Annotated in this window: 16 protein-coding genes and 1 rRNA gene; 8 read left to right on the plus strand and 9 right to left on the minus strand. The window is 58.7% G+C overall.

Annotated features, from left to right (window positions below):
* Positions 1-4: 4 nt before the first annotated feature.
* Together rrf and rlmM are read left to right on the plus strand one after the other, a co-directional pair.
* Positions 5-120, plus strand: a 5S ribosomal RNA gene (gene rrf / locus HW452_RS15340).
* 200 nt (positions 121-320) lie between these two features.
* Positions 321-1,388: a 23S rRNA (cytidine(2498)-2'-O)-methyltransferase RlmM gene (gene rlmM, locus HW452_RS15345; protein ID WP_224106973.1), complete on the plus strand. Its 1,068-nt coding sequence runs from the start codon at positions 321-323 to the stop codon at positions 1,386-1,388.
* Positions 1,389-1,392: 4 nt separating this feature from the next.
* Here the strand turns inward: rlmM and HW452_RS15350 are convergent, their stop codons facing one another.
* Positions 1,393-1,680: an antibiotic biosynthesis monooxygenase family protein gene (locus HW452_RS15350; protein ID WP_224106974.1), complete on the minus strand. Its 288-nt coding sequence runs from the start codon at positions 1,678-1,680 to the stop codon at positions 1,393-1,395.
* Positions 1,681-1,709: 29 nt separating this feature from the next.
* Here HW452_RS15350 and tusA point away from each other — a divergent pair, with 29 nt between their 5' ends.
* Complete coding sequence (gene tusA / locus HW452_RS15355) at positions 1,710-1,961, plus strand: sulfurtransferase TusA (protein WP_224106975.1); 252 nt, start codon at positions 1,710-1,712, stop codon at positions 1,959-1,961.
* Between the two features lie 87 nt (positions 1,962-2,048).
* On the opposite strand, the gene HW452_RS15360 is transcribed toward tusA, so the two are convergent.
* From HW452_RS15360 to HW452_RS15370, 3 genes are all read right to left on the minus strand, one after another.
* A complete protein-coding gene (locus HW452_RS15360; protein ID WP_224106976.1) occupies positions 2,049-2,744 on the minus strand; it encodes a hypothetical protein in 696 nt (231 codons plus the stop codon).
* A 113-nt stretch (positions 2,745-2,857) separates the two neighbouring features.
* Positions 2,858-3,844, minus strand: a complete 987-nt coding sequence (locus tag HW452_RS15365) for a DUF3080 family protein (RefSeq protein ID WP_224106977.1) — start codon at positions 3,842-3,844, stop codon at positions 2,858-2,860.
* 13 nt (positions 3,845-3,857) lie between these two features.
* On the minus strand, positions 3,858-5,276 hold the full coding sequence (locus HW452_RS15370; protein ID WP_224106978.1) for an MATE family efflux transporter: 1,419 nt from the start codon (positions 5,274-5,276) through the stop codon (positions 3,858-3,860).
* A 135-nt stretch (positions 5,277-5,411) separates the two neighbouring features.
* Here HW452_RS15370 and HW452_RS15375 point away from each other — a divergent pair, with 135 nt between their 5' ends.
* Complete coding sequence (locus HW452_RS15375; RefSeq protein WP_425348116.1) at positions 5,412-5,999, plus strand: elongation factor P hydroxylase; 588 nt, start codon at positions 5,412-5,414, stop codon at positions 5,997-5,999.
* A gap of 10 nt (positions 6,000-6,009) precedes the next feature.
* Here the strand turns inward: HW452_RS15375 and HW452_RS15380 are convergent, their stop codons facing one another.
* Positions 6,010-6,489, minus strand: a complete 480-nt coding sequence (locus HW452_RS15380) for a hypothetical protein (RefSeq protein WP_224106980.1) — start codon at positions 6,487-6,489, stop codon at positions 6,010-6,012.
* Positions 6,490-6,502: 13 nt separating this feature from the next.
* The gene (locus HW452_RS15385) at positions 6,503-7,354 is read right to left on the minus strand and encodes a TatD family hydrolase (RefSeq protein WP_224106981.1); all 852 of its coding nucleotides are present in this window, start codon (positions 7,352-7,354) and stop codon (positions 6,503-6,505) included.
* A gap of 166 nt (positions 7,355-7,520) precedes the next feature.
* Between HW452_RS15385 and HW452_RS15390 the strand changes: the two genes are divergently transcribed.
* The gene (locus HW452_RS15390; RefSeq protein WP_224106982.1) at positions 7,521-9,173 is read left to right on the plus strand and encodes a fatty acid--CoA ligase; all 1,653 of its coding nucleotides are present in this window, start codon (positions 7,521-7,523) and stop codon (positions 9,171-9,173) included.
* Positions 9,174-9,290: 117 nt separating this feature from the next.
* A complete protein-coding gene (locus tag HW452_RS15395) occupies positions 9,291-11,210 on the plus strand; it encodes an ATP-binding cassette domain-containing protein (protein ID WP_224106983.1) in 1,920 nt (639 codons plus the stop codon).
* 57 nt (positions 11,211-11,267) lie between these two features.
* On the opposite strand, the gene HW452_RS15400 is transcribed toward HW452_RS15395, so the two are convergent.
* Positions 11,268-11,720 (minus strand): universal stress protein, encoded by a 453-nt coding sequence (locus HW452_RS15400; RefSeq protein ID WP_224106984.1) that lies wholly within the window; start codon positions 11,718-11,720, stop codon positions 11,268-11,270.
* A 156-nt stretch (positions 11,721-11,876) separates the two neighbouring features.
* On the opposite strand from HW452_RS15400, the gene HW452_RS15405 reads away from it, so the two are divergent.
* Positions 11,877-12,395: a preprotein translocase subunit YajC gene (locus tag HW452_RS15405; RefSeq protein WP_224106985.1), complete on the plus strand. Its 519-nt coding sequence runs from the start codon at positions 11,877-11,879 to the stop codon at positions 12,393-12,395.
* 62 nt (positions 12,396-12,457) lie between these two features.
* Here HW452_RS15405 and slyA read toward each other — a convergent pair whose 3' ends face one another.
* Complete coding sequence (slyA, locus tag HW452_RS15410) at positions 12,458-12,907, minus strand: transcriptional regulator SlyA (RefSeq protein ID WP_224106986.1); 450 nt, start codon at positions 12,905-12,907, stop codon at positions 12,458-12,460.
* Between the two features lie 74 nt (positions 12,908-12,981).
* Positions 12,982-14,136, minus strand: a complete 1,155-nt coding sequence (locus tag HW452_RS15415; RefSeq protein WP_224106987.1) for a DUF5924 family protein — start codon at positions 14,134-14,136, stop codon at positions 12,982-12,984.
* 259 nt (positions 14,137-14,395) lie between these two features.
* Here HW452_RS15415 and fadB point away from each other — a divergent pair, with 259 nt between their 5' ends.
* Positions 14,396-16,573 (plus strand): fatty acid oxidation complex subunit alpha FadB, encoded by a 2,178-nt coding sequence (gene fadB, locus HW452_RS15420; protein WP_224106988.1) that lies wholly within the window; start codon positions 14,396-14,398, stop codon positions 16,571-16,573.
* Positions 16,574-16,576 lie beyond the last annotated feature (3 nt).

The following is a 16,576-nucleotide window of genomic DNA, read 5'->3' on the forward strand; positions in this document are numbered from 1 at the left end:
TACGCCTGACGACCATAGCGAGCGTGAACCACCTGATCCCTTGCCGAACTCAGTAGTGAAACCGCTTAGCGCCGATGGTAGTGTGGGGTCTCCCCATGCGAGAGTAGGTCATCGTCAGGCACTTATTCAACGAAGAACCCAGCCACCCGGCTGGGTTTTTTGTATGCGTGAAAGAAAGCTCAAGCACCATGAAGTTAAACGAATCAAGCACCATGAGGTTAAACGAAATCCATAGTGTCGGATAAATGCTATGATGCGCTCCGAATGAGTATATCGAATACCGGCTGCTTGGCGCGCTGGACGCGAATTGAGGTGAGAAGGTGAGTGAAACGGTCCCTACGTCATGGCTGGTCTATTGTCGGCCTGGCTTTGAAAGTGACGCACTGGCAGAAATGCAGCATCATGCCAAACGCCACGGCGTTTCCTGCGAGCCGGTCTATGGAGAAGGGTGGGCGAGCCTGACACGCACAGACGGCGAGCCGGTAAATGATCTCCACCGCCAGGCTGCATTCAATCAGTTGATTTTTGCTCGCCAAAGCCTTGCCGCATTACCGGCACTAGCGCTTTCACGTGATGACCGTCTGACGGCTATTCTTGAGCAGATCAAGAATAGCCGCTGGAGCTTTGAAGAGATCTGGCATGAAACGCCGGATACTAACGACGGTAAAGCGCTGGCTGGCTTGATCAAGGCACTGACCAAGCCACTACAGAGCATGCTGAAAAAGCGTGGTGCGCTGCGCGGCAAGGCCGGCGGTCGGCGCCTGCATGTTTTCTGGACCGACGGTGACCGGGTACAGCTGGGCATGAGCTTTCCCGGTAATCGCAGTGAGTTGCTCAACGGCATTCGACGCTTGCGCTTTCCCTCGCGTGCACCTAGCCGCTCGACGCTGAAACTGGAAGAAGCCTGGCACGAGTTTATTCCTCGGGAAGAGTGGGATGCCCGGCTAGGTGAGCATATGCAGGCGGCAGACCTGGGGGCAGCCCCCGGCGGCTGGACATGGCAGTTGGTGCAGCGCGGCATGTATGTATACGCTATCGATAACGGGCCTATGGACAAGCAGCTCATGCAGACCGGCCAGATCGACCATCTAAAAGAGGATGGCTTTATCTGGGAGCCGCCTCAGCGACTGGATTGGCTGGTATGTGATATTGTCGATAAACCCGTGCGCGTGCTGGCGATGATAGAGCGCTGGCTGACTCGCAAGTGGTGCCGAGAGGCTATCTTCAATCTCAAGCTGCCCATGAAAAAGCGTTGGGACGAAGTGACCCGCTGCCTCACAACGCTGGAAGACGCGCTGGAAAATGCTGGCGTGCGCGGCAGTATCACCTGTCGGCACCTTTACCACGACCGGGAAGAAGTCACCGTGCACGTTCGGTTGACGAACTAAGGCTTTAGTAACCTGTTTCATAGATACGGATAGTTTCATCTTCCGTCAGTAATGGCAGAATGCGTTGCATGGCAGTGGCGCGCGCTTCGCTGGCGTGCCACTCTTTCCAGGCGCGTAGATCGCGCCACTTGGTAATCATCAAGCGGCGATCGGTATGCCCCAGTTGAACCAGGGTTTCGCCACCAACAAAGCCGCTGATGCCAAGCGACACGCGCATCGCCTCTAAAGCTGCCTGTTCATACTCATCTTCCAGGCCGGGCGTAATACGTCGTTCGATGATAACTTTAATCATGCTATCTACTTCCTAGACCGAGGACATGAATGGCCGTCACTACCGATGCCTTACCCCCGCACGATACCGAGCTCGATACCAGTGGACTCTACTGCCCTGAGCCAATCATGCTGATGCATAACAAGGTGCGCGATATGCACTCAGGACAGGTGCTGAAAGTCGTTGCGACCGATCCTGCGACAACGCGGGATGTGCCTAAATTCTGCCAATTTCTAGGGCATGAGCTTATTCAGCGCGATGAGTCGGCAGACGGCTACGTTTACTTTATACGTTTAGCATAGCGTTGAGCAGCCCGCTCACGGTCTTGATCGACTAATGTCGAAGGCCGCTGCGGGCTGGCGATCATGCAGAGGCAACCGAAAAGCAGCTTATTCGCTGGGCACTATCATCATGGCAAGTGCTTCGAGCGTGGCCGGGTCCTCCTCCAGAATACGATTGGCGATATGACGCTGGAAGAAGTAGACGCTTTGGTGGCGGGTGCGAGCGCTGTAAAGGCATGCATCGCCCAGCAGAATAGGAGTCATGGTGGCTTTTAGCTCATCGGCGAGCAGAGCATCAATCGAGCCATCGCTGTAGAGCCGCCAGCCGTACACGGGCTTCATGCTCCAGGGCGCGTCGGGGTCATTCATGCACAGCGCGTGGGTGCCCAGGGTATCGGGAATCTGCTGGAGAAGCGTCACTTCACCTGAGGCCTCGTACTCGAAATATTCGGCCGCCGCAGTCAGTTCGTGATACTTGTGATCGGGAGGCGTATCGAATATTTCCTCGGTTTCAGGGTCACGGTAGCCAATGAAATAACCGTTCTCCTGACTGTCCACTTCATGGCAGGCTGTCAGGGTTTCCATCCACGGAACCAGCCCGATTACATGGCCATCTTCTCTCAGCCCCCAGGCCAGAACAGGCATCCCGTAATAGGTATCAGGGCTCGCAGCGAGCTGATATACCATCTCCAGCCCATCCAGTTCAGGGGCCAGGCGAACCAGATGCTTCTGCGCCTGTTGACGCTTACGCATGGCGTCCAGGTCAATGACCTGGGCAGAGCGGGGTGACTGGGAAGCGCCCATGATGTCCCTCCTTGTACTGCGTGGTCATGACATTGGCAAACAGTCATTGATGCCTGCTGCATGGTTCACCAATAGCACAGGTTGCCTACAAGGTTAAAGGGGGAGTGTGAATTTTAATCGTCTGCACATTGAGGGTAGGTGCTTCTTGTCGCCTCGTGATGTGCTCGGGCTTTCTGGTAGGCCGGCCACGGGGCCTGGTCATTTTCAAGCGAAAGCCAGCGTTCCCTATAGTGGCTTATCGCATCGGGCGGTTCGATAGTCTGGCTTGTGATCAGTCGATTGACGGCATCAAGCCACGTCTTGGCATTCTGCTCGAACTGGTCCAGAGAGGCGCTTTCCCAGGCTGACAGGCAGACAGCTGATTGCGGGTCGTGGTTGACCAGATAAGCACTCGCCTCGTTCAGTCGCTGGGTAGCAAGCATCAGCGTGCGCAGAAACTCGGCGGTCAATGGACGCTGATGCAGACCTTTCAGATGGTTCTCGAGCCGCGAGGAGTCCTGCTGCCAGCGATGACTGAACTGAGTATCCATCATCTGCTGAAGGTAGCGTATGGCCGCAAGGGGCTGGTCGATGGAAGGCAGCATGCCAATATCCAGCGCGCTGCTTGCCCGTGAAAAGCTCCTTTCCCACTCCTCGGAGCCCATCAGAGCATTCCAGCTGACCGCGGGCAACTGCTCGGTCTTTAGCTGGGTCAGCTGCTCGAGACGTGCGCGATGTTCAGAACTCAAGCCATCGGGAATATCGCTGTTCAAGCAGGTATCCAGGCGTTGCCAAAGCTCGCGCTCGTAAAGCCAGTGCTGACTGGGTGGCGCTACACGGCCAAGCTGATTGTTGCGCGCAGCAATCAGCGATGTGATCTGGCACTCGCGCAGCGCATAGATATTGAGCATTCCCTCGCGAGTCTCCTCGACGGGAATGAGCCGTTCGCGCTGTGGTGGAAATGCACCGATATTGTCGATGGCGGCACGCTCAATGGGCGATGAGGAGAGATCCTTGGCTATCTGCTGATGATACGCAACCCAAGACTGCTCGGCGTCGTCCCCCTGGCAGCCGGATAATACCAGGCTGGCACCAAGCGTAAGCAGGCTCAGTATCCTCATCGCGTTGCTCATTTTACCCCTGCCGACTGATCCATTTTAGCCGCCAGCCAAGTAGAAGCGTGGCAGTGCTTAACCCGATAATCAGGCCCATCCAGTAGCCATGAACTCCCAGTGGTCCAGTCACGCCGTCTATGCCTTGCGTGCCTAACCAGTGGCCCCCGCCAAGACCCACTATCCAGTAGGAGAGCACGGTGATGACCATGACGATGCGTGTATCCTTGTAACCACGTAGCGCACCGGCCAGGTTGACCTGGAGTGAATCGGACAGCTGGAAGATGACGGCCAAGGCAATGATCGAAAGTGTCAGTGCCTGTATCTCGGCATTCGAGGTATATAGCGCAATTACCGGTTTGGCGGTGACCCACAAGAACAGGCTATTGAAAGCCGCGATGAGTATGCTCACCACGACGCCATTCCAGGCGACCTGCCGCGCCAGTGACAAGCGGTGCTGGCCCAGAGTATTGCCTACGCGTACCGTCAGCGCCATGCTTAACGAAAGCGGCAGCATGAACAGGATGGAGGTATAGCTGAGAGCGATCTGGTGCGCACCCACGGTAACCTCTCCCAAGCTTGCGATAAACAGGGCGATCAGGGTGAACAGAGTCACCTCAACAAAGATGGCCACCCCGATCGGCATGCCTACAAAGATGAGTTCCTTGATTCCTGCAAGCTTGGGCGGCGTAAAGCGATGCCATAGCGACACGTTTTTATAAGCACGCCCGCGACGGGTGTACAGCAGCATGATCAACATCATGGTCCACATGGAGATGGCAGTGGCAATGCCGCAGCCAAAGGCACCCAGGGCCGGAATTTGCTGCAGGCTCTCGGGAACAGCGTTGCCCAGAAGGCTGACCAGTCCCTCGCCACCGTAGATCAACAGATAGTTGGTCGGAATGTTCACGCCCAGGCCGACCACACTGATCCAGAGTGAGGGCCGAGTATGGTTCATTCCGTCGGAAAAAGCGCGTAACGCCTGAAAAAGAGCGATTCCAGGCATGCCGAACGCCACGGCCGAGAGGTAAGCTGCCGACTCCTGCGCCACCTGAGCGGGTACGTCCATCAACTCGAAAATGGGCATGACGCTGGTCTTGAGCAAAAACGCGGCGATAAGACCTAGTACCAAGGCCACCCATAATCCTTGGTGCACTGCCGGGCGTATGGCGTCGCTGCGCTGTCCACCCAGATGATACGCCACGATAGGGGTCAGTCCCATCAACGTACCGGTCATGAATAACATCAAGGGGGCCCACAAGCTATTGCCCACGGAGACCGCCGCCAGTGACGTCGCGTTGAAGCGCCCCGTCATCATGACATCGACAACCCCCATGCCTGCCTGGGCAAGCTGCGCCCCGCAGATAGGCAAGGCCAGAAGGATCAGGGCGCGCGTTTCGGGCCAGTAGGTGGTCTTGAAGTCGTTAGCAAAGCCGGCCAAGGAAGGGCTCTCCGTCAATAAGATGATCTAGAAATGTCGCTAGGTTAGCAGGACTCGCTGGATTTTGCCGATCACGCTTCAGCCTGCTCCGGGCGGGCCGCTATACTAGGCAAATTGTGCTTGAATAACGAGGATATTGTGACCGACGAACGTGACCGCTGGACCCTTGAGGATATAACGGCGTTATTTGATGGACTGTTCATGTCGCGCTATCAGACTCGGCTCGTGCGCGGCGATGACGAGCCTCTCTATCGACCGGCAAGCCAGGCAATGCCTTATCATCAGGTGATCTTCGCACGCGGCTTCTACGCCAGTGCCCTGCATGAAATCAGCCACTGGTGCATTGCAGGTGCCAAACGCCGCGAACTGGAAGACTACGGTTACTGGTACCTGCCCGATGGGCGCAATGCCGAGCAGCAGCAGGCGTTCGAGCAAGCCGAGATCGCCCCCCAGGCGCTGGAGTCACTGTTTACAAGAGCTTGTGGACGAGTGTTTCACGTCAGTGTGGACAATCTCGGCGGAGACGTGGAGGTTGACCGGGAAGCATTTGCAGCCAAGGTGCTTGCTCGCGCACAGCGTTATCAGCGCGAAGGGTTGCCTCTGCGCGCCAACGCCTTTTTCGAGGCGCTGACGGCGTTTTATCAGCGAAATGAACCGCTTAGGGATGCCATCGCGCAAGGCCTGGACATTCTGGAGCAAATACCGGAGCGCTCGAGCAGTTGACCGCCAGCCTCTAGTCCTGCTCCGTCAGGCGCTGATGCAGCGAGAGCATCACTTCAAGCTCGTGTTCCGGGCGCATGGGCTCAAGGCCCAGCTCGCTGAAGGTTTCACGCCGCTGGCGGTGCCATTCACCGGGGGCAAGCGAAGGGTAGAGTACCGGGGCGGGGGCGAGCTCGACGAACGGGTCCAGCCCGTAGGTATCAAACAGCCGTGCAAGCGCGGCTTCTTCATCGCCATTGTCGCTTGTATAGAGCGTGGCTGAGAAGTGGTCGTTCTCGAGTTCGCGAATCACTTCGAGAGGGCTTACGCCCAGGCTCTCCAGCTCCTCGATGCTGTAGGCGCCCATGGCATTGGTATCTTCCTTGATCCAGCTGTCATCGGGCTGAATCAGTGTCTCCTTGACGCGCCCATCGGGCAGCGACCAGGCAATGGCCAGTGGCAGGCCATCATCGTCGCCGGTTTCGATGGCAATGAATCCTGGGTAATCGGCCACGCTCGTACTCCTTTCAAGATTGGGTGGGCAGGCGGAAAAAACGCTGCGCTGTTTGGGTGGTGGCCCCGGCCAGCTCGGCTTCGCTGACGCCATGCCACTGGGCAATTTCCTTGACGATCCACGGCAGCAGAGCAGGCTCATGGCGGCGACCCTTGAGCTTGGCCGGCAGATTGCGAGGCAGAAGGTAAGGGCAGTCGGTCTCGACCATCAGCCGCGCAAGCGGAATATCCTTGACCAGCGGGCGAAGGTGATGACCGCGGCGCTCATCGCATATCCAGCCGGTCAACCCGATGTGCAGGTCCAGATCCAGGTAGCCATAGAGCGTATCGCGCTCGGCGGTGAAGCAGTGAATCACGGCGTCGCTGATATCATCACGCCAGGCGGCGAGCATTTCACGCATCCTCGAGCCCGCATCGCGCTCGTGAAGAAACAGCGGCAATCCGCTCTCCGCCGCCAGGCCAAGCTGCGCTTCAAACGCTTGCTCCTGCTCTTTGGGGGTCGAGAAATTGCGGTTGAAGTCCAGCCCGCACTCGCCCACGGCCACTACTTCCGGCTGCTCGTGCAGGGCCGCCATCCTTCCGGCAAGCTCGGTATTCCAGCTGCTGGCATCATGGGGATGAACGCCCGCGGTGGCGTAAAGGCCAGGGAAACGTCTGGCAAGCTCGATAGCCTGTTCAGCATGAGCAAGGTCGGTTCCGGTGACGATCATTGTATTGACTTGTGCCGCCTGAGCGCGGGCAATCACGTCATCAAGGTCACGATCAAAACTTTCGTGCGTCAGGTTCGCGCCGATATCCACCAGAGTGGCCGGCGAACGAAACCGAAGCGCCTCGGGTAAAAAGGTATCCACCGTTGATGCAGCCAAGCGTCACTCCTTCAGCGCAGGGATAAAACGCCATTGTAACGCCAAGCGCAAACATCGACTAATAGCTGAGATGCCAAGCGTGGCACAACATGCCACTCTGCGTGCAAAGGCCAAGGGTTCAGGCCCTGACCCAATAGACTTCAACGAGCACGTCAAGGAGCGCTGCATGTCGACGAAAACGCCGAAAATTCTACCTGCCACGTCCAGCGCGACGAACCCGCCGCTCATGATTGGTGATCTGCTGGACGCCGGATTGAGCGTGGCGGGCGATAACTCAATCGTCTACCGTGACCAGCGCCGCCACGACTACCCTACGTTTCGTGAACGTGTTCACCGGCTGGCCCACGTGCTCACCCAACAAGGCGTCGGGGCAGGGGACGTAGTGGCAGTGCTCGATTGGGACAGCCATCGTTATCTGGAGTGCTTCTTCGCGATCCCCATGATCGGTGCCGTTTTGCATACCGTGAACATTCGGCTTGCGCCCGAGCAGGTGCGCTATACCATGGACCACGCCGAAGACGTGTTCGTGCTGGTACACGAGGATTTTCTACCGCTTCTCGAACCACTCGCCAGTGATTTACCCCAGGTGCGTGGCTACCTGCTTTGCCAGGAAACGCCAGCCGAGGTGGAAACGACACTGCCGCTGGCGGGCGAGTACGAGCGCCTTTTGAGTGAACAGCCCGCGCACTTCTCCTTCCCGAGCTTCGATGAAAACGCGGTGGCGACGCTGTTCTACACCACAGGCACCACGGGCAATCCCAAGGGCGTCTTTTTTACCCATCGCCAGCTGGTGCTGCACACTCTGGGCGAGGCCAGCGCGTTTCAGGCCCCGGGGTTTGCGCTGCTCAATCGCGACAAGGTCTACATGCCGATCACGCCCATGTTTCACGTTCATGCCTGGGGTGTGCCTTATACCGCGACGCTTCTGGGTGCTACCCAGGTGTATCCGGGGCGCTACGAGCCCGAGATGCTGGTGTCGCTTTTGGTCAAGGAGCGGGTCGACTTCTCCCACTGCGTGCCGACGCTTTTGAACATGATCGTCAACGCCGAGGCGGTGACATCACGAAAGGTGGATCTGGCCGGCTGGAAAGTGCTGGTCGGAGGCAGTGCGCTGACGCCATCGCTGGCGCGCCGAGCATTGGCGCTGGGCATTGATACACGCAGCGCCTATGGCATGTCGGAAACCTGCCCACTGCTGACTGCCACCATCCTGCCCCGCCATATCGAGCAGGCAGATACCGAGGCACAGCTTCCCTGGCGCTGCAAGGCGGGCCTGCCCGTGCCGCTGGTCAAGCTGCAGGTGGTCGACCCCGACGGCCAGCCGCTGCCCCACGACGGCGAAAGTGTAGGCGAAGTGCGTGTACAGGCGCCTTGGTTGACCCAGGCCTACTACAAGGAAGAGGCGCGCAGTGAAGAGCTCTGGCGCAACGGCTGGCTGCATACTGGCGATGTGGCAACCCTGGACCAGCACGGCTATCTCACCATCAGCGATCGTATCAAGGATGTGATCAAGACCGGCGGGGAATGGCTCTCCTCGCTGGAGCTTGAAAGCTACATCAGTCAGTGCCCTGACGTTGCAGAGGTCGCGGTGATTGGCGTGGCAGACGACAAATGGGGCGAGCGCCCGGCCGCACTCATCGTGCCTGCCGATCTCAACTGCCCACCGAGTAACGAAAGTATTGCCGCCTTTCTGGAACAGTTCGTCGATCAGGGCAAGCTCAACCGTTGGGCCATCCCCAAGGTGATGCGGTTTGTCGACGTGATCCCCAAGACCAGCGTCGGCAAGCTCGATAAAAAACGCATTCGTCGCGAAATATAGCCGGTCGGTGACCTGTTGGGCATCGCGTGGCAGGGTCGGCAATTCTGCGTATATGGATCACACGGGCGGGGGGTGCATGCGTTACACTGTGCGCCTCACGATTAAGGAGGACACCGCGTGACCCTGCTACGACTCGAACAGCTGCAACTCGCCTACGGCACCCATGTACTGCTCAATCGCGCCGACCTGACGGTGGAAAAGGGCGAACGGCTGGCACTGGTCGGGCGCAACGGCACCGGCAAGTCCACGCTCCTTAAACTGGTGGCCGGCGATATCGTGGCCGATGACGGAGCGATCTGGCGCGCGCCGGGCCTGAAGATCGGCGTGCTGGCACAGGAACTTCCCGAGTCATCGGGAATGACCATCTTCGACATGGTGGCCCAGGGCTTGCCGGAAGCCGGTGAGCTTCTATCCGAATACGATCACCTGATCAACGACCCCGACCCGGACATGGACCGCATGGCGACGCTGCAGACGCGCCTGGAAGCCATTGACGGCTGGTCGTTTCATCAGCGTATCGACACGGTGCTGACCCGCCTGGGCCTGCCGCCCGCCGCCGAGATGAACTCGCTCTCCGGTGGCTGGCGCCGCCGGGTAGCACTGGCCCGCGCGCTGGTGTCCGAGCCGGACCTGCTGTTGCTCGATGAGCCCACCAACCACCTGGACCTGGACACCATTGCCTGGCTCGAGGAGCAACTGCTGGCGTTCAACGGCGCGGTACTGCTGATTACCCACGACCGGGCGTTTCTCTCCAAGCTTGCCACCAACATTCTTGAACTCGACCGCGGCCAGCTGGGCCGCTACCCCGGCAAGTACGAGGAGTATCAGGCGCGCAAGCAGCACGAGCTAGAAGTCGAAGCCCGTGAGAACGCCGAGTTCGACAAGAAGCTCGCCCAGGAAGAGGCCTGGATTCGCCAGGGCGTCAAGGCGCGGCGTACCCGCAACGAGGGCCGCGTGCGCGCACTCGAGGCCATGCGTGCCGAACGCAGCCAGCGCCGCGAGCGCCAGGGCACGGCCAATCTGACCGTGGATCGCGGCGAGCGTACCGGCAAACGGGTGGTCGAACTCAAGGGCGTGACTCAGCGCTTCGGTGATGAGGTGATCCTGCGCGATGTGAACCTTGAGGTGATGCGCGGTGATCGTATCGGCTTTCTGGGCCGCAACGGCGCGGGCAAGACCACGCTGCTCAAGATTCTGCTGGGCGAGCTTGAACCCACCGAGGGCAGCGTTCAATTGGGCACCAACCTCAAGGTGGCCTATTTCGATCAGCTGCGCGCCGGTCTCGAGCTCGAAAAGACCGTCTATGACAACGTGGCCCAGGGCAGCGACCGGGTCAGTATCGGCGGGCGTGATCGGCATGTGATGAGCTATCTGCAGGATTTCCTGTTCACCCCGGAGCGCGTTCGCCAGCCGGTCAAGGCGCTTTCAGGTGGTGAATCCAATCGTCTGCTGCTGGCCAAGCTCTTTACCCAGCCCGCCAACGTGCTGGTGCTGGATGAACCGACCAACGACCTGGACATGGAAACTCTGGAGCTTTTGGAAGAGCTGCTGCTCGATTTCGACGGCACGCTCTTGCTGGTTTCCCACGACCGGACCTTCATGGATAACGTGGTCACCAGCATGCTCGCCTTTGAAGGCGACGGCGTAGTGCGCGAGTATGTGGGCGGCTACACCGACTGGATTCGCCAGGGCGGGACGCTCCCGCCCGCTCCCTGGGAAGGCGCGGCGCGGCAGAAGACCGAACCCACCTCCAAAGCGTCCAAGCCTGCTGCCGAAACGCCGGCCGCGGCCCCTGCCAGGAAATCGGTCAAGCTCTCCTACAAGCTGCAGCGCGAACTCGATGCGCTGCCTGCCGACATCGAGCGTCTGGAAAGTGAAGTGGAAGTGCTCGAGCAGGAGATAGGCGACCCGGCATTCTATCAACAGGAGGCAAGCCGAGTGACCGCCAGGCTTCAGGCGCTTGAAACCGTACAGCAGCGCCTTGAAAGCGCCATGGAGCGCTGGATGGAACTTGAGGCAATGGCGGCAGGCGACTGACGCTAGAACCCAAGCAAGGCGCCCAGGGGCGCCTTGCTTGGTAAAAGGGTGGGTGGATTACTCGTCGCTTTTCTCGCCTTTCTTGCCAACCCGAACCGCCAGCACATCGCACTGGGCTCCGTGCAGCACGCCGGTCGAGGTCGAGCCCAGCAGCAGGGCAAAGCCATGGCGGCCATGAGAGCCGACCACGATCAGATCAACGTTGTGCTCGTCGGCAAAACGGTGAATTTCCGTATCCGGCATGCCCACCACCACGTGCTGGTCGGCATGAGCAATATGAGGGGCGGCAATTTCAGCCAGGCGCGCCTTGGCGTGGTCATCCAGTTGATCCTGAATGCTGGTCAGGTCCATGGGGATATCGCCACCGTAGGCAAAGCCGAGCGGCTCCAGGGTATGCATGATGGAAATCTTGGCGCCATCGTTGCGTGCTGCAATGGCAATGGCCCGCTCCAGCACCTTGTGGGAGTCCTTGGTTAAATCAACGGCAACCAGAATGTGATGGTAGCTCATGACCTTTCTCCTCAGCAGTGAGTAACAAGAGAAACTTCTTGTTTAATAATTATTACTTTAGGCGGCGCATCTGGTCTTCACAACGATCTGCGTCATGGTTTTACGTGGTTTTATTCAACACCCGGCAAGTGTGACTTAAGTGAGGTTGGAGTAGCAATGGAATGGTTGATTATCGGTTTTATCCTGATGTTCGTCATGGCACCGGTCATGTGGCTAAAGCCCAGCCCGCGCCAGAAGCGTCAAGGAAGGCTGCGCGCCAGCGCCGCTGGGCAGGGCGCCAGCGTCAAGCTCGAGAAGCCGCCGCTGCACCATTTCAAGGGAGTGATGCCCGCCTATCGTTGGCTCTACCCGCAAGCCAACCCCGGTCCGGATTTCCTGCTGGTTCGGGATAGCCATGCAAGCAGCGCGCTTCAAGCCTACTGTGCTGGATGGCGCTGGCGAATTGCCCCGCTGCGCCCACTGCCTGACGCCGCCGAGCAGGTGCTGAAAGAGCTTCTGGAAAGACTGCCGCAAGATGCGCTGGTGGTAGAATCAACGTCTTCAGGGCTGACGCTATGGTGGTGGGAGTCGCAAACCGCCGAGCGATTTGGCGTGTACGCAACATCCTTCAACGCGCTGCGTGACATGCTCGGCGGGTTGGCCGATCAGGCGGCGAAACCCTCGGTTGCGCCATGAAAAAGGCGCCTCTGTGAAGAGGCGCCAGCGCGGTTCTGCAATCGGTGGTCATCAAACAGGCACTAGCCAGGTGTTTCCTGATCACGAGCCTGAATCGCCAGTCCGTTTGACTCGATGATCGCAAGCCATTCATCCAGCTGTTCGATATTGTCGGCACTGAGTCCTTCAAACATCTCCGCACGGGCTTCCTGGGCAACGCTGTCGATCTTTTCAAGCAGCGGCATGGCCGCCGGAGTAAGGTGAATACGCTTGCTGCGCCGATCATTATCACACGCGCGGCGCTCCACCAGGCCCTGCTCTTCAAGCTGACCAAGGGTGCGCACTAGAGAAGGTGCCTCGACGCCAATCACTCGCGCCAGGTCGCACTGCGGGTGGCCTTCGCCCAGCCGCCAGATATGATAAAGAGTGACCCAACGGGTCTGGGTCAGCCCCAGCGGGGCCAGCCTTCGGTCCAGAATGGAACGCCACAGGTGGGGCAGGCGTGCAAGACGAAAACCAATCGATGAAGCCATGGGCAACTCGCTACCAATAAAGAAAGTAAGTGGATTGTCATTAGCTGCGACGTTGAATGCAAGCCATTGGCACGCTAGTCATCCACAGGCTCGTCAGTACGCTTTCGATTTCCCGGCACGAAGCGGCGCAGATTCAATGCACTCAAGCCGCTGGGCATGATCGCGCTGTCGGCCACGGTAGCCAGTTGCGGGTCATCTGAAACGGTAAAGCGGATCAGTCCCAAGCGTTGACCACTGTCGGTCAGTATATCCACTCGCCAGTCACCGGTGGGGTCGCTTGGAAAATTGAGCTTGTGACTCCAGGCTCGATATCCTTGCTCTCGTCCGCCATTGATGTCGAGTTCGACGGTATCCAACGCTACGCCATTATGACGCCAGGCATGGTAAATAGTTTCGCTCAACCCGCGAGGGGCGCGGATGGCGGTATACACATAAAGCCCGTTTTCACGGATAGCCTGGGGCGTCAGGGCGATCTCGCCCTGAGGCGTTCGTTGCTGGATATCCAGCGAAGGTGAAAGGGCGGTGCTGGTCATCCAGAGCGTTGCCGGCGGCACCCAGATGCGTCCAAGCCAGGCCCCATAGGCCAGCGCCAGCGTCAGGGCGAGAAAAGCACACCAGCGCTTCAAGGAGCGGCGCTTGAGCAGATGCCAGAAGCTGGGAGCGGCGATGAGTACCATGAACGTCATGGCCAGCAGCAGGCTCTGTCCAGTGGTCAGGTGAAGCATGATGGGTAGCGTCACCAGTACGACCAGAAAGACGCACAGCGCGTGAAAGGCAAAATAGAGGCTGCGCCATCTGCCTGCTACCTTGTAATAAAGCGGATCAATGATCGAGAGCAGGGCCATGCCGATCACCATTACGGCAAACAGCGTCTGGCCGCTGTTCCATACCGTGGTGATCAGAATGAAGGGCAGGGTAAAGAACAGCGTTTCCTGGTGAATCATCTGGGCGATGAAGGTGGTGATACCTCTTGAAAGCGTCGGATGGCCGCGCTTCGCAAGCCAGCGACCGATCAGGCTTTCAGAAAGCAGTAATATCCAGGTTAACAGCAGCCCCAGTGCCAGCGCCGCGCCCAGCCACTGTTGGCGGTCGACCAGAAAGAAGCTGCCCAGGCCTGCGCCGAAGGCCATGGGCGGCCATAGCCAACTCCAGGGTTTGAGCCGCTCGATCCCGCGTTCGACAAAATGTTGTATCGCCTTGACGCGTGACGGTGTCAGAAGTGCACCCATCGATGGTATACCCGTGAACAAAAAAACATATGATCCTAGGCTTTTTGATAAATGTCGACGAACGTTGCACAAGCGCTCGAAAGCTAGGTGGTTCACTGAACGCTGAACGCACTTTCGACATCGTATCAGGACGGGGATTAGCCAAAAGTCAGGGGTTGACGTTGTTCATCAACTCAACCAAGCTTACGCTATCAAACGACCGTATGAAATGCCGGCGAGCCGGTAGGGGCGCCAGTCCAAACTTGTGGAGAGAGCACGGATGATCTATCAAGGCAACGCCATCACGGTGGAGCGTCGTGACACCCTGGGTGGCCATCACATTGCAAGGCTTACTTTCGATCTGAAGGATGAGTCCGTCAATAAACTGTCAAGCGCGGTAGTCAACGAACTCGGTGAGGCGGTAAATGCTCTGCAGGCGGAAAACGATCTGCAGGGGCTGGTGCTTGCCAGCGGCAAAGATGCCTTTATCGTTGGCGCCGATATTACCGAATTTCATAGCCTTTTCACCAAGGGCGAAGCGTATCTGGAAGAGATGAACCTAAAGGTTCACGATATCTTCAATGCGATAGAGGATCTTCCTTTCCCGTCGGTTGCGGCCATCAACGGGTTGGCGCTGGGCGGTGGATGCGAGGTTCTGCTGACCGTTGATTTTCGCGTCATGAGTGAAAAAGCCAAGATCGGCCTGCCGGAAACCAAGCTGGGCATCTTGCCTGGGTGGGGGGGCTGTGTGCGCCTGCCGCGCCTGATCGGTGCCGATAACGCCGTCGAGTGGATCGCCGGCGGTAGCGAAAACCGCGCCGACGCTGCGCTGAAAGTCGGCGCGGTAGATGCGGTCGTGACGCCCGAGCAGCTTGACGAGGCGGCGCTGGACATTCTCGACCGCGCGATCAGCGGTGAGCTCGATTACCAGGCGCGCCGCGCCGAGAAGAAAGCGCCGCTGAAGCTCAACGCCATCGAACAGATGATGGCCTTCGAAACCGCCAAGGGCTACGTCGCCGGCAAGGCCGGGCCGCACTACCCGGCGCCGATTGAAGCCATCAAGGTCATCCAGAAGGGCGCCGGCGAAGAGCGCGGTCGTGCTCAGGCCATCGAGGCCAAGGCGTTTGCCAAGCTTGCAATGAGCGGCGTGGCATTCAATCTGGTCGGTCTGTTCATGAACGATCAGGTGGTCAAGAAGAAAGCCGGCAAGTATGAAAAGCAGGCCCAGCCGGTCAAGCAGACAGCGGTGCTGGGTGCCGGCATCATGGGCGGCGGTATTGCCTACCAGAGCGCTTCCAAGGGTACGCCCATCCTGATGAAGGATATCAAGGACGAGGCCATCGAGCTTGGCCTCAAGGAAGCACGCAAGCTGTTTGCCAAGCAGGTAGAGCGTAACAAGCTCACCAACGAGCAAATGGCGGAAAAGCTGTCCAACATTCGGCCGACGCTCTCCTACGGCGACTTCGGCAATGTCGATCTGGTGGTTGAAGCCGTGGTGGAAAATCCCAAGGTGAAGGATGCGGTGCTCACCGAAGTGGAAGGCATGGTGAGCGAGGACACGATCCTTGCATCAAACACCTCGACGATTTCGATCAATCGCCTGGCCAAGAATCTCAAGCGCCCCGAGAACTTCTGCGGCATGCACTTCTTCAACCCGGTGCACCGCATGCCGCTGGTAGAGGTCATTCGCGGCGAAAAGACCTCCGACGCCGCCGTGGCCGCCACCGTTGCCTACGCGCGAGCCATGGGCAAGACGCCTATCGTGGTCAATGATTGCCCCGGATTTCTGGTCAATCGCGTGCTGTTCCCCTACTTTGGCGGCTTCAGTCATCTGGTCGAGCAGGGCGCCGACTTCCAGCGCGTCGACAAGGTGATGGAGAAGTTCGGCTGGCCCATGGGCCCGGCGTACCTGCTCGACGTGGTGGGCATGGATACGGCGGTTCATGCCAACGAGGTCATGGCGGAAGGCTTCCCGGACCGCATGGCGCGGGAGGGCAAGACCGCCATTCAGGTAATGTATGAAAACGATCGCCTGGGCCAGAAGAACGACAAGGGCTTCTACGCCTACGAAGAAGACAAGAAGGGCAAGCCCAGAAAGGTCAGCGACGAGCAGGCTTACGCGCTGATCAAGGACGTGGCCAAGCAGAGCAAGGAGTTCTCCGACGAGGACATCATTGCCCGCATGATGGTGCCGTTGTGTCTCGAGACGGTGCGTTGTCTTGAAGACAACATCGTGGATACGCCGGCTGAAGCCGATATGGCACTGATCTATGGCATCGGTTTCCCGCCTTTCCGCGGAGGCGCACTGCGCTATATCGACGCCATGGGCGTTGCCGAATTCGTCAAACTGGCCGATGGCCTGGCTGATGAGCTCGGTCCACTTTACGCGCCCACCGAGAAACTGCGCCAGATGGCTCAGAATGACGAACAGTTCTACAGCGCCTCGGCCAAGGCCTGAATC

It is taken from the genome of Vreelandella aquamarina (genome assembly GCF_020075495.1).
Classification (GTDB): domain Bacteria; phylum Pseudomonadota; class Gammaproteobacteria; order Pseudomonadales; family Halomonadaceae; genus Vreelandella; species Vreelandella aquamarina_A.